Origin of the sequence: Thermoflexus hugenholtzii, from assembly GCF_018771565.1 — a bacterium.
Taxonomy (GTDB): Bacteria; Chloroflexota; Anaerolineae; order Thermoflexales; family Thermoflexaceae; genus Thermoflexus; species Thermoflexus hugenholtzii_A.
This window is the reverse complement of the sequence record NZ_CP076326.1, coordinates 40,449-53,494: the sequence shown is the minus strand read 5'-3', so window position 1 is coordinate 53,494 and position 13,046 is coordinate 40,449. Positions and strand designations below refer to the sequence as shown.

At 69.6% G+C, this 13,046-nt stretch carries 10 protein-coding genes; 6 read left to right on the top strand and 4 right to left on the bottom strand.

From position 1 onward, the window contains the following. Positions 1–4 precede the first annotated feature (4 nt). Together KNN16_RS00255 and KNN16_RS00250 are read left to right on the top strand one after the other, a co-directional pair. The gene (locus KNN16_RS00255) at positions 5–1,633 is read left to right on the top strand and encodes a M2 family metallopeptidase (RefSeq protein WP_303897989.1); all 1,629 of its coding nucleotides are present in this window, start codon (positions 5–7) and stop codon (positions 1,631–1,633) included. 43 nt (positions 1,634–1,676) lie between these two features. Then, positions 1,677–2,480 carry a hypothetical protein gene (locus tag KNN16_RS00250; protein ID WP_303897988.1) on the top strand — a complete coding sequence of 268 codons (804 nt, stop codon included), beginning with the start codon at positions 1,677–1,679 and terminating at the stop codon, positions 2,478–2,480. A 9-nt stretch (positions 2,481–2,489) separates the two neighbouring features. Here the strand turns inward: KNN16_RS00250 and merA are convergent, their stop codons facing one another. Next, positions 2,490–4,142, bottom strand: a complete 1,653-nt coding sequence (gene merA / locus KNN16_RS00245; protein ID WP_303897987.1) for a mercury(II) reductase — start codon at positions 4,140–4,142, stop codon at positions 2,490–2,492. Between the two features lie 154 nt (positions 4,143–4,296). Between merA and KNN16_RS00240 the strand changes: the two genes are divergently transcribed. The 3 genes from KNN16_RS00240 (at position 4,297) to KNN16_RS00230 (ending at position 7,604) form a co-directional block, all read left to right on the top strand. Then, entirely contained in the window at positions 4,297–6,441 is a 2,145-nt protein-coding gene (locus KNN16_RS00240; protein ID WP_303897986.1) for a hypothetical protein, read from the top strand. A 112-nt stretch (positions 6,442–6,553) separates the two neighbouring features. Then, positions 6,554–7,246 carry a metal-dependent transcriptional regulator gene (locus KNN16_RS00235; RefSeq protein ID WP_299282261.1) on the top strand — a complete coding sequence of 231 codons (693 nt, stop codon included), beginning with the start codon at positions 6,554–6,556 and terminating at the stop codon, positions 7,244–7,246. After that, positions 7,215–7,604, top strand: coding sequence for a metallopeptidase family protein (locus KNN16_RS00230; protein WP_299282259.1), 390 nt, complete (start codon positions 7,215–7,217; stop codon positions 7,602–7,604). Before KNN16_RS00235 ends, KNN16_RS00230 begins: the two co-directional genes overlap by 32 nt. 1 nt (position 7,605) lies before the next feature. Here the strand turns inward: KNN16_RS00230 and KNN16_RS00225 are convergent, their stop codons facing one another. From KNN16_RS00225 to KNN16_RS00215, 3 genes are all read right to left on the bottom strand, one after another. Then, positions 7,606–8,178 (bottom strand): elongation factor P, encoded by a 573-nt coding sequence (locus tag KNN16_RS00225; protein WP_088571348.1) that lies wholly within the window; start codon positions 8,176–8,178, stop codon positions 7,606–7,608. 75 nt (positions 8,179–8,253) lie between these two features. After that, positions 8,254–8,937 carry a response regulator transcription factor gene (locus KNN16_RS00220; protein WP_299282253.1) on the bottom strand — a complete coding sequence of 228 codons (684 nt, stop codon included), beginning with the start codon at positions 8,935–8,937 and terminating at the stop codon, positions 8,254–8,256. After that, the gene (locus KNN16_RS00215; protein WP_303897983.1) at positions 8,906–11,545 is read right to left on the bottom strand and encodes an ATP-binding protein; all 2,640 of its coding nucleotides are present in this window, start codon (positions 11,543–11,545) and stop codon (positions 8,906–8,908) included. Before KNN16_RS00215 ends, KNN16_RS00220 begins: the two co-directional genes overlap by 32 nt. Before the next feature lie 136 nt (positions 11,546–11,681). Here KNN16_RS00215 and KNN16_RS00210 point away from each other — a divergent pair, with 136 nt between their 5' ends. Then, positions 11,682–13,016, top strand: coding sequence for an amino acid ABC transporter substrate-binding protein (locus KNN16_RS00210; RefSeq protein ID WP_303897982.1), 1,335 nt, complete (start codon positions 11,682–11,684; stop codon positions 13,014–13,016). The last annotated feature ends 30 nt before the right edge of the window (positions 13,017–13,046 follow it).

The following is a 13,046-nucleotide window of genomic DNA, read 5'->3' as shown; positions in this document are numbered from 1 at the left end:
AACCGTGAGCCATGCGCTGCAAGCGTTCATCGAGGCCCACACCCGGCAGGTGGAGCCGCTGGTCGTCGCCCAGTCGGAAGCCTACTGGCGGTTCACCACCACCGGCCGCAAGGAGGATGAGGAAGAATACGCCCGGCTGACCGCGGCGCTGCGCAAGGTTTACGCCGACCGGGAGGCCTTCGCCCGGCTGCGCCGGCTGATGGAGGAGGCCGGGCTCCTCAAAGACGGCGTCTTCACCCCGAACCCCCAGGTCCCCCCTCTGCTCGCCCGCCAGGCCCGCATCCTCTATGACGACTTCCGCGGCCTGCAGATCGACCCCGCCCTGATCGATGCCATCACCGAGCTGGAGAAAGAGGTCGAGGGCGCCTTCAACACTTTCCGGGCCACCCTGCGGGGGCGGCCGGTCACCGACAACCAGATCCGCCAGATCCTGCGGACCTCCGAGGACCTGGCCCTGCGGCGGGAGGCCTGGGAGGCCAGCAAGCAGATCGGGGCGCAGGTGGCCGAACGGCTGCTCCGCCTGGTGGAGCTGCGCAACGAAGGGGCCCGCCAGGTGGGCTTTGACAACTTCTACACCATGAGCCTGGCCCTGGCCGAGCAGGATGAGGGGGAGCTGTTCCGGCTGCTCGATCAGCTGGATCGGCTGACCCGCCCCCTGTTCGCCGCCTATAAGGCGGAGCTGGACGCGGAGCTGGCCCGGCGGTTCGGCGTGGAGGTCGCCGACCTGCGCCCCTGGCATTACAGCGATCCCTTCTTCCAGGAGCCGCCGGAAGCCGGGGATGGGATCAGCCGCCTGTTCGAGGGCCGCGATCCGGTGGCCCTCTCGCGGGCTTTTTATTCGGCCATCGGGCTGGAGATCGAGGACATCCTGGCCCGCAGCGATCTCTACGAGCGGGAGGGAAAGCAGCAGCACGCCTACTGCATCCACATCGACCGCAAAGGGGACGTGCGGATCCTGGCCAACCTCCAGCCCGACGCCTACTGGGCCGAGACGATGCTCCACGAGCTCGGCCATGCGGTCTACGACAAATACATCGACCGGGACCTCCCCTTCCTGCTGCGCACGCCGGCCCATATCCTCTCCACCGAGGCCATCGCCGTGCTGATGGGCCGCCTGATCCATCACCCGGCCTGGCTGCGGCGCTACCTGGGCCTGGAAGAGGGAACCCTTCGGGAGGTGCTGCCTCAGGCCCTCCGGCGCCACCGGGCCAAGCTGCTGATCTTCACCCGCTGGGTGCTGGTGATGGCTCACTTCGAACGCGCCCTGTATCAGAACCCCCGGCAGGACCTCAACCGCCTGTGGTGGGACCTGGTGGAGGAGTTCCAGATGGTCCGGCGCCCGGAGGGGCGGGATGCGCCCGACTGGGCGGCGAAGATCCACTTCAGCATCGCGCCGGTTTACTACCACAACTATCTGCTGGGGGAGCTGGCGGCCTCCCAGCTGCTGATGACGCTGCGGGCGCGGATCGGGGAAGATGAGGCATGGATCGCCTCGCCGGAGACGGGGGCCTTTTTGATCCGGCGCTACTTCCGGCCCGGACGCTCCGTCGACTGGAACACCCTGATGGTGTTCGCCACCGGTTACCCGCTCTCCCCGGAGCCTTTCGCCCGGGATCTGGAGCCGGCGGCGTGAGGGGAGGACAAGCAGCCCGGATCTCTCCCTCCAAGAGGAGCGGATGAACACAGGGGTCCCTTGGCTTTCGGCGCTGACGGGGATCGGGGTGATCGGGGCGCTGCTGGCCCTGATCGGAGCCGCGTGGGCATGGCGGGAAGCCCGCCGCACCCGCTATCTGATCGTGCGCCGCGCCGCGGAGCGGCGGGCGCGCCGCTGGTTCTGGCTGGCCCTCGGGCTGGCCCTCGGCACGGGCGCCCTGAACGCTTTCGCCCGCTCCGGCTTCCACTTGCCCTTCGAAATCCCTCCGCCGGGATGGCCCGGGCCGGCTTCCCCTTCCCCCACACCCTTCTTGGAGGTCCTTCCTTCTCCATCCCCCACACCTCTTGAAGAGATCCCACCAACACCTACATCCCGGCCGACGCCCTCCCCGTCGCCCACCTCGCCGCCGTCTCCCCTCCCCTCGCCGACGCTGCCGTATCCGCCCACCCTGCTGACCCCGCTCCCCTCCGCCGTCCCGGCGCCGCCGAACGCCCGCTTCACGGATCTGGCGCTCACGGACGCCTGCGACGAGCGCGGGCGGCCCCTCCGGATCCCTGTGCCGCCCCCTACGGTCTTCCCCACCGGGACCACTCGGATCTGCGGGCGGTTCCGCGTGGAGAACATGCCCGTGGGGGCGCCGTGGACGGTGGCCTGGTATCGGGAGGGCGCCCTGGAGGACAGCAGCACGCTGCTCTGGGACGGCCGCCCAGGCCAGCCCGGCTACATCTACAACACCCGGCCGGACGGCTTCCCGCCCGGACGATGGGAGGTCCGCCTCTACATCGAGGACCGCCTGCAGATCCGCCTGGAGTTCGAGGTGCGCTGAGGGATCGGTCTATCCCGCGCAGCAGCTCAACCGGGCTACATCCCGCGTGAAGGACTGGGCGCCCAGCCGCAGGCCCTCCGACCAGGTGAGATACGGGAAGAGGGTGCGACCGAGGTCCTGGACCGTGTATCCCGCCTGGAGGGCGATCACGCCGGCGGCGATGGCCTCCCCCGCCTGGGGCATCACGAGATGGACGCCCAGCAGCCGGTCGGTGTTCGCATCGGCCACCAGCTTGATCACCCCGCGGGTCTCGAAGGCGATGCGCGCCCGGGGCACCGCCTCCAGCGGGAGCAGGACGGCCTTCGGCGTCTCCCCTCGCTCCCGCGCCTGCGCCTCCGTCCATCCCACCGAAGCCACCTCGGGATCGGTGAAGGTCACGCGGGGGACGGCGGTGAGATCCAGCGTCCGGTGGTTGCCCAGCAGGGCGTTCTCCGCCGCCACCGTCCCGCTGGCCGCGGCGACGTAGACGAACATGGGCAGGTCCGCGCAGTCGCCGGCGGCGTAGATCGAAGGGTTCGAGGTTTGCATATAGGGGTTGACCCGGATCTCCCCCCTCGGCCCCACCGCCACCCCGGCCGCCTCCAGCCCCAGGTCCTGGGTGTTCGGACGGCGGCCGGTGGCCATCAACAGCTGCTCCGCGGAGACGATGCGGGTTTCCCCGTCTTTCTCGAAGGACACCTCATAGCGGCCGTCGGATCGAGCCGCCCAGATGATCTTCACGCCGGTGTGGAAGACCATGCCCTCTTCCTCCAGGGCGCGCTGCAACGCCTCGCTGATCTCCGGCTCCTCGAAGGGGACGATGCGGGGGAGGGCCTCGAGGACCGTCACCGCGACGCCGGCACGGGCGAAGACCTGGGCCAGCTCCAGCCCCACCGCGTTGGCGCCGACCACGATCATGGAGCGGGGCAGCTCCCGCAGGGAGAGGGCCTCGGTGCTGGTGAGATAGCCCGCTTCGGCCAGGCCCGGGATGGGCGGAGCCCACGGCCGCGCGCCGGTGGCCAGGATCACCCGTCCCGGCGCGTAGGTCGTGCCGTTCACCACCACCGCCCCGCCTTCGGCCAGGCGGCCACGGCCCTGGACCCGGGTGATCTGGGGATAGGCGGCCAGGACTTCTTCATATTTCTCCCGGCGCAGATCCGCGACCAGCGCTTCCTTCTGGGCGATGAGGGCGGCCCAGTGCAGCGCCCCCCGGGCGGTGCTCACCCCCCGGAAGCCATGGGCACCCGCCCGATGGTAGACCTCCAGGGCGCGGATCAGGAACTTCGACGGAACGCAGCCCACGTTCACGCAGGTCCCCCCCAGGGTCCCTGCCTCGACGAGGGCCACGCGGGCGCCCAGCTCGGCGGCGCGGATGGCCGCGGCGAAGGCCGCCGATCCCCCGCCGATGATCAGGAGATCGAACCGGCCATCGCCCCGCAGGGCTGCGGGAGCCTCCGGGAGCTCCGCCCGGACCACCCGGGCCCGATAGCCGGCGCGGGCGACGGCCTCCTCCATCGCGGAATCAGGGACCTCTCCCTCCACGATGGCCTCGGCCTTCCCGGAGGACCAGTGAGGGACCCGGGCGGAGAGCACCCCGGGCACCGAGCGGAGCGCCCGCTCCACATGCCGGGCGCAATCGTCACACGTCATCCCCTGCACCTCCAGCTCCACGCGAACCCGCATCTGATCCCTCCTTCTCCATATCCCCCTCCCGGGGATGGGGATATGCGCTCTCCAGTATAAACCCGTGGGAGGGGGTTGTCAAGCGGAGGGAGGTCCATCGCGCATCGTGCTATCATGGAGGCGTTCGTGCCCAACCCTGAAAGCGCGCGCCCGTATGGATCCCCGGCTGGGAGCGCTGACCCGGCGCATCGGAGGCTGGCTGATCCCGCTGTGGGTCTGGTTCCTGTGGCTCCACCAGGCCTGGCCTGCCCGGGTCTTCTTCACCCGCGCCCCCGCCGGGGAGGACACCCTGGAGGTGATGTGGGCCCTCGCCTGGTATCGACGGGCCCTCTTCGAGCTGCACACCTCCCCGCTCTTCCATCCGCTGGCCTTCGCCCCTCCAGGCTGGCATGTGGCCAAGCTGCACCATGGCCCTTTCCTGATCGCCCTGATGCTCCCCGCGGCCCTGCTGGGCGGGGACGCCTTTGCGGTCCACTTCTTCGGGTGGCTGGTTTACTCCCTGGCCTTCCTCGGCGCCTTCCGCCTCGCCTATCTGCTCTCCCGGGATCGGGGGCTGGCCACGGCGGCGGGGATCGCCTACGCCCTGTTCCACGGCAGCCACGCCGCCATGCGGATCTACGGGGATTACCTGCCGGTCGCGTGGGGTGCCGCCAGCCTTGCTTGGATGGCCTGGGCCTTAGAGCGGGCCCGGGCGATGGGATGGTCCCCCCGGGCGCTGCGTCGGGCCGGGATCCTCTGGGGGCTGGGGATCGCCGGCACCCCTTACCTCATGCTCCTGGGCGGGGCGCTGGCGCTGGTTTACATATGGGGAGCCTGGCGGCGGAAACGCCTCGGGCGCTTTCTGCTCTATGGGGTCGGAACCGCCGTGGCCATCGGCGGCCCGTGGGTGGGCCTCTGGGTTCACGCCATCCGCCAGGATCAGATGCTGGGCCAGACCCTGGAGACCGCCCGGGGCAACGGATATCCGTGGGCCGATGCCCTGACCTGGAACCCCTACCATCCCGGTTCCAGACACCTCCCCCGAACCGATCGCCCCGTTCTCACCCTGGGGCTCGTGCCGGCCGGGAGCAGCCTGATCGGCCTGGGGTGGAGCCAGCTCGCGGGCCGGCGGCTGCGGAGCCGCCGGCTGCTGCGGGCGGCGGCCCTTGGGGCGCTGCTGGCCACCGGGATCGCCCTTCGGGCCGACGCGCCCCTTTCGATCCCCGAGATCCCTGCGGTGCGAAGCGTTTACGAGGGGATCTGGCGCATCGGCCACATCCGCAAACCCGAGCTCTTCCGGGAGCCCTCCCTCCCGGAGGAATGGGCCCGTCAGGCCCTCACCCCGCTGCTGTTGCTGTGGGCCGTGGTGCCGTTCTACGAGGCGGCGGGGACCGTGTGGCGGTTCATCGCCCTCACCGCCCTGGGGCTGTTCATCGGCGGCGCGGAGGCCTGGTCCCGCATCGCCCCGCGGGGGTTCCGGTGGGGATGGGCGGCCCTCTGGCTGGGGGAGGCGCTGATGCGTCCGATCCCCACCCTCCCCTGGCCCTACGCCGTCCATCCTGCCTTCGAGTGGTTGCGGCGGAACCCGGAGCCGGGGGCGGTGATCGACGTCTTCGCCGATCACACGCCGGGGCTTCACCTTTCGCGGGTGACGGTGATGGCCACGGAGTATCACCGGCGCCCGACCCTTTCCGGCTTTCCCCCCTTCCATCCCCGCTGGATCGAGGCGCTGCAACGGGGGCGCGGGCTGCTGTTCCGGCATCGGCCGGACTGGCTGGGCCGCCATGGTTTCCGGTTCCTGGTGGTCCATCGTCCCCCGCCGGACTGGCGGAAGTGGGGCTGGCCCTTTTCCCTGGAAGGATGCTTCGAGCCGCCGTCGGTCCCCTCGCCGTGGGACTATCCGATCTGCATCTTCCGCATCCCGGGCCGCGGGGAGCCGGAGATCACCAACCTCCTGTTGCTCGGCGGCTGGTCGGGTCCGGAGGCGTGGGGGATCTGGGCCGAGGGGACGGAGGCGGAGGCGCTGTATCTGGCGGAAGCGGGGGGAGGGCCGGCCACGCTGGAGCTGGAGGCCTTCCCCCTGTGCCGGGCCGGGGAGCCTCAGCGGCTGGAGGTCCTCTTCAACGGACGGCGTCTGGGGGAGGAATCGTTCCCCGATTGTGGGGAGCGGCGGATCCGCTGGGAGATCCCGGCGGGGGCGATCCGGCGGGGCGTCAACGAGGTGCGCTTCCGGTTCGCCTACGCGGCGCCTCCGCCCGCCGGGGATGCCCGATGGCTGGCGGTGGGGTTCCGGCGGATCTGGATCGCTCAAGGGCCATAGCCGTTCGAGGGAAGACACACAGGGCTTCACAGCTGGAGCTGGCTTTTATGTTAAGATGAAGAGGGGATTCTATAAGGGGGCCGAACGGGGCATGCCCCGGTTGAGCGCTTCGATGGAGGATTATCTGCGGGCGATCTACATCCTGGCCGAGCGGGAGGGGGCGGTGAGCACCACCCGGCTGGCCGAATACCTGAACGTCTCCCCCCCTTCCGTGACCGGGATGCTGAAGAAGCTGGCCCGGCTCCGCCTGGTCCACTACACCCCCTATCGCGGAGTGGCCCTCACGCGCGCCGGCCGCCGCATCGCCCTGGAGGTGATCCGGCACCATCGCCTCCTGGAGCTCTTCCTGATGGAGGCCCTGGGCTACGATTGGGACGAGGTCCACGCGGAGGCGGACCGGCTGGAGCACGCCATCAGCGAGGCGCTGGAGGAGCGCATCGCCGCCTTGCTGGGCCACCCCGCCTACGACCCCCACGGCGATCCCATCCCCACCCGCTCCGGCGAGATCCCCGCTCCCCTCGCCTGCCGCCTGAGCGAGGCACCCCTCGGGGTGGCCTGTGAGGTGCTGCGGGTGACGGATGAGGTGTCCACGCTGCGCCAGGCCGCCCGGGTCGGCCTGCGGCCCGGAACCCGGGTGACCGTCGAGGAACAGGAGCCCGGGGCCGGCCTGCGGATCCGAGTGGGGGATCAGACCCACCGCATCCGACGCCGCCTGGCCGACCGGATCTTCGTCCGCGTGCCGATCCCCGAACCCTTGGAGGAACCCCCACCGGATGCGGCGGCGACGCCTTCGGATCACCCCTGAGCTGGTGGAGCGGATCTGGACGGAGGTGCTGGAGAGCCTCCCGGCGGACCTGCGGGAGGCGGTGGATAACGTGGCGGTGCTGCTGGAGGAGGAGCCCTCCCCGGCGCAGCGGGCGGCGCTGGGGTTGCCCCCCGGGGAGAACCTCTACGGGATGTTCGAAGGGCCCACCCGCGGGGAACGGGAGCGCATGCACATCGCCTGGCCCTCCCGCATTCGGTTGTTCCGCCGCCCCTTAGAGGCCGACTTCGGCCACGACCCCTTCCGGCTGCGGGCGGAGATCCGCCGCACCCTCCTGCACGAGCTGGGGCATTACTTCGGGCTGAGCGAGGAGGACCTGCGCCGGCTGGGGATGGAATAGATCAGGCCCCCCGCTTCCCCACGCGGTCCACGTAGGCCCGGGTGTAGACGTTGATCCGGACGATGTCCCCTTCCGCGATGAATTGGGGGACCAGCACCTCCAGGCCGTTCTCCAGGATGGCAGGTTTGTAGACATGGCTCTCCCGTTCGCGCAGGGGCTGGGAGGTGTGGACCACCCGCAGGTCCACGGTCTCGGGGAAGGCCACGGCGACGGGACGGCCTTCGTGGAACTCCACGGGGATCCGCTGGTTGGGCTGGAGGAAGACCTCCAGGTCGCCGATCATCGCCGCCGGGACGGGGACCTGGTCGTAGGTCTCGGGGTCCATGAAGTAGAACATCTCGCCGTCGTTGTAGAGGTATTCCATCACCCGGCGCTCCAGGGCGACCTCCTCCACCCGCTCCTCGGGCCGGAAGCGCCGGTCCACCACCACGCCGGTGCGCAGGTTGCGCAGCTTCGCGTGGACCACCCCTTTCTGCTGGGCGGTGCCCGAGTGGTAAACCGCCTCGATCACGCGGAACAGGTTCCCTTCCAGCGCAACGGTCATCCCCGGTCGAAGCTCGCTGGCCGCCGGCATCCTTCCCTCCTGACTGCCCGGATGGGAGGCAAGGATCTCTTAATGGATTTTAATCGAAACCGCATCCCCTGGGCCCTATCCCTCCAGCCGGTAGCCGAAGCCGGGCTCGGTGAAGAGGTGCCGGTGATCCCCCGTTTCCCCGAGCTTGCGCCGCAGCCGCCCGATGTAGACCCGAAGGTATTCCACCTCATCCACATACTCCGGCCCCCAGACCCGCTGGAGCAGGAAGCGGTGGGAGAGGGTGCGCCCGGCGTGGCGGGCCAGGAGATAAAGCAGATCGAACTCCTTTCCGGTCAGCCGCAGGGGCTCCCCTCGATGCCAGGCCCGTCGCTGGTCCCCATCCAGCTCCAGATCGCCCACCCGCAGGATCCCGGGCCCGCCGGTTCCCTCACTCCAGCGCATCCGGCGCAGGGCCGCCCGCACCCGGGCGAGCAGCTCCCCCACCCCAAAGGGCTTGGTGAGGTAATCATCCGCCCCCAGGTCCAGCGCCGTGACCTTGTCCGCCTCCTGGTCCAGCGCCGTGAGCACCAGGATCGGGACCAGGGAGGCCTGGCGGATCCGCCGGAGGACCTCCAGCCCGTTCAGCCCCGGCAACAGGATGTCCAGGATCACCAGATCCGGGGCCTGCTCCTCGAACCGCCGCAGCGCCTCGTAGCCGTCCGAGGCCGTCTGCACCTCGTATCCGCGGGCGGACAGGTTGCGGGCGATGAACCGCCGGAGCGGTTCCTCATCCTCCACCACCAGGATCCGCTCGGCCATCGTCGCCCCTCCAGATCGGGAGGGTGAATACGAAGGTTGCACCCGGGCCCTCATCGGCCAGCCAGATCCGACCCCCGTGGGCCTCGATGAAGCCCTTGCAGATGGCTAAGCCCAGGCCGGCACCGGAGGATCGAACCTGGCCGGGGATGCGGTAGAAGCGATCGAACAGGCGCCCTCGATGCTCGGGCAGGATACCCGGGCCCTCATCGCGCACGCGGACGACCACCACCCCGTCCGCGACGCCGGCGGAGACGGTGATGGGCGTGCCCGGAGGCGTGTAGCGGAGGGCGTTGTCCAGGAGGTTCCGAAAGACCACCTCGATGCGCGCCGCGTCCACGTCGACAGGAGGCAGATCCGGCGGCAGCTGCACGAAGATGGGATGGGTGTTCGCCCGGAGGCCCCGGCGGGCCCGGGCGATGAGGGCCTCCAGGGGGTAGGGCTGCCGGTTAAGGGTCAAGGCCCCCGCCTCCAGGCGCGAGAGATCCAGCAGATTGCTCACCAGATGGGCCAGCCGCTCCGTCTCCTCCAGGATGATCTGAAGGAACTCCCGGCGCGCCGCCGGATCCCACTCCACATCCTCCGCCAGGAGGGTGGTGGTGTAGCCCTGGATGGCCGCCAGGGGGGTGCGCAGCTCGTGGGAGACGGCGGAGAGCAGGGCCGATTTCGCCCGATCCAGCTCCCGCTCCACCGTGATGTCCCGGAGGACCAGGATGCGCCCCAGGCGCTCCTCTCCTTCCCCGCGGACCGGCAGGCTCTGGATGCGGAGCTCCCGAGCCCGGGCGTCCCTCTGCCAGCGCACTTCTACTGTTCCCTCATCGGTCCCCTCCAGCAGCCGGGCGGCCTCTTCCGAAGGGGAGAGATGCGGGAGCAAGGCCGCGTAGGCGATGTCGGCGGGGCATCCCGGCGCGCACGGCTCCTCCAGGCCGCACCATTCGGCCGCCCGCCGGTTCATATACAGGATCTCCCGCTCCCGGCTTTCCATGATCAGTCCGTCATGGAGATGCTCGATCAGGGTTTCCAGCCGGCGGGTCTGTTGCTGGAGGAGCATGTCGCTGCGGGCGTAGAGGACGGCGTGCTCCAGGGCGAAGGCGGCCAGGTTGGCGAAGTTCCAGGCCAGGGAGACCTCGTCCTCCGAGAAGGGATGGGGGTCCGGCCGGTAGATCACCAGGGCGGCGGGAGGAACGTGGCGGGCCTGAAGCGGCACCGCCAGGAGCGAACGGAACCCCTCCCGGCGCGCCCGCTCTCGCAGCTCCGGATAACCCTCGACCTCGATATCGGCGATCTGGACGGGGCGGCCGGTCCGGATGGCGCGCATGGTGGGCGAGCGCGGATCATCCGGATGGAAGGAGAGCCCGCGGGCGTAATCCGGGCTCAGCCCGCGCACCGCGCGCACCCGATACCGCCCCGTGCGCTCATCCAGGGTGAAGAGGGCGCAGGTGGGGACGCGGAGCAGGCGCTGGATTTGCTCCAGGATGGTGGCGATCACCGCCTCGGTTTCCAGCGAGGACAGGACGACGCGCCCGGTGTCGAGGAGGGTGCGCAGTTCGCTCAGGCGTCGTTCGATCGCCGCCTGCATCCAGAGCAGCGAGCGGGCGAGGTGCCCGATCTGATCCCCGCGGGCGGTCAGGCGGAGGATGGGCGCGGCGCTGGCCGATCCCGGATGCTCGCCGAGCTCCCGGCTGAAGCGGGCGATGGCCTCCAGCGGGCGCAGCGCCTGATGGGTGAGGAGATACCAGAAGCCGAAGCCGCTGATCAGCACCAGCGTGAGCAGGAGGAGCAGCCCCCGCCGGAACATATAGAGGGTGGCCAGGGCCTCATCGGCGGGGCGGCGCACCAGGATGCGCCATCCGGTTCGGGGAAGAAACAGGGAGGTCGCCACCCAGGCCCGCCCTTCGGGACCCCGGAATAGGCCCGGGGGGACGGCTTCCCCCGGATCCAGCCGGTAGGTCGGATCCAGAGGGATCAAGGGGCCGGAGGCGGCGATCAGCTGCCCGGTGGCGTCATACAGGCGGAGATCCAGATGGTCCCCGGCGATGGTCCGCAGGACCGTGCTGAGGCGTTCCAGGGAGAGATTGAGGGCCACCACTCCGTTGAAGTCGCCCCGCTCATCCTTCAGGGGCATGGCGATCGTCACCACGGGCTTCCCGGTGGTGGGGGAGAGCCATCCCTTGGAGAGCACCGGGCCGTTCCCCTGAGCGGCGGCCTGGAAATAATTCCAGAAGCTGAAATCCCAGCCCACCGTGCTCCCGGGTCCCTCCGGGTAGTGATAGCGCATCAGGCCGCGGCGATCCAGGAGGAAGAGCATCAGGGCGTCCGGGCGGGCGGAGAAGGCGGGGGCGAAGAGGGTTGGGAGGGCGCGGAGGTCATGCCGGCGCACCGCCTCCATCCGGGCGAGGGCCTCCACGGCCTGGATCGCGTCCTGGAGCCAGGCTTCGGTCTCCAGCCCCACCGCCTGGGCCAGAGCCCGATTGGAGGCCTCGGCGTCCCGGAGCAGCCGGTCGGCGCTCCAGAAATGGAACAGGAGGCCCAGGGCGATCATCCAGCCGATCAGCAGACCATAAGCGGCCAGCAACGTGGTCCGCAGATCATGCGGATGCCCCCTCCCCATGGGTCCCCCCTCTCCGATCCGGGGTGTTTACGCGGCGTTTATGCGCGGCGAACGATCGTTTGTGGACATTTTATCCCGACCGCCTAACCTAAGGGATGACGGGCATGCCCCGAACTCCAGTGCGCAGGAGGTTGCGATGGTGCGCGGGCTGAAGTGGATCGGGATCCTGATCGGCCTGGCGCTGCTGGCCGCGTGCGCCACTCCCACGCCCCCGGCGCCCACGGCGACGCCGGCGGGGCCGGCTCAGCCGGCAGCCCAACCCAGCCCCACCCCAGCCGCCTCCCCCACCCCCGCCGTGAAGAAGATCATCCTGGGCTTCACCGCCTCCCAGACCGGCAAGCTGACCAAGGAGTCCAAGGAACAGGTCCAGGGCCTGCAGCTCTGGCTGGAGGACCTCCAGCGGGCGGGGGGCATCCGGCTGCCCGATGGCACGGTGCTCCAGGTCGAGCTCAAGTTCTACGACGACGAGAGCGCTAAGGAACGGGTCCAACAGCTTTACGTCCGGCTGATCAACGAGGACAAGGCGGACTTCCTGATCAGCCCCTACAGCAGCGGCCTGGCTGACGCCGCGGCGGTGATCGCCGAGCAATACGGCAAGATCATGATCACCACGGGGGCTGCCTCCGACAGCACCTATGAGAAAGGCTACCAGCACATCTTCCAGATCTACACCCCGGCCAGCCGTTATCTGACGGGGGCCATCGATTTCCTCAAGAAGATGGATCCGAACGCCAAGCGGATCGCCATCGTTTATGAGAACGAGAAGTTCTCCACCGACGTGGTGAACGCCGCCAAGCCGTATGCGGAGAGCCAGGGCTTCGAGGTGGTGCTCTTCGAGGGCTACGAGACCGGGACCACCGACTTCGGGCCCTTCATCAACAAGATCATGGCGGCTAAGCCGGACGCCATCATCGGCGGCGGTCACTTCCAGGACGGCTCCACGCTGGCCAAGCAGCTGTTCGAGAAGAAGGTGCCGGTGAAGATGATCGCCCTGCTGGTGGCCCCAGCGGTGCCGGAGTTCGCGCAGCTGGGCGACGCGGCGGTGGGTGTGATCGGCCCCAGCCAGTGGGAGCCCGGCGCGAAATACTCGCCGGATTCGGCGAAGGCGGCGGGGCTGCCCTGGTATGGCCCGACGGTGGATCAGTTCGTCAGCGCCTACAAGGCCAAATACGGCTACGAGCCCGGCTATCACGCCGCCGGAGGCTACGCCGCCGGCCTGGTCCTTCAGAAGGCCATCGAGGACGCCGGCTCCACGGACACGGAGAAGGTGAAGGCGGCCCTCGAGAAGATGGACATCATGACCTTCTACGGCCGCATCAAGTTCGACACCGGGAAGGCCCACGGCAAGCAGATCGGCCACGAGATGGTCTATCTCCAGTGGCAGAAGGACGCCTCGGGGAACTTGATCCGTCCCATCGTCTGGCCGGAGGCCGCCCAGGCGGCGACGCCGCTCTATCCCCTGAGCCGGTGAAGCGGCGCGGGCCGGGGGGAGAAGGATCCC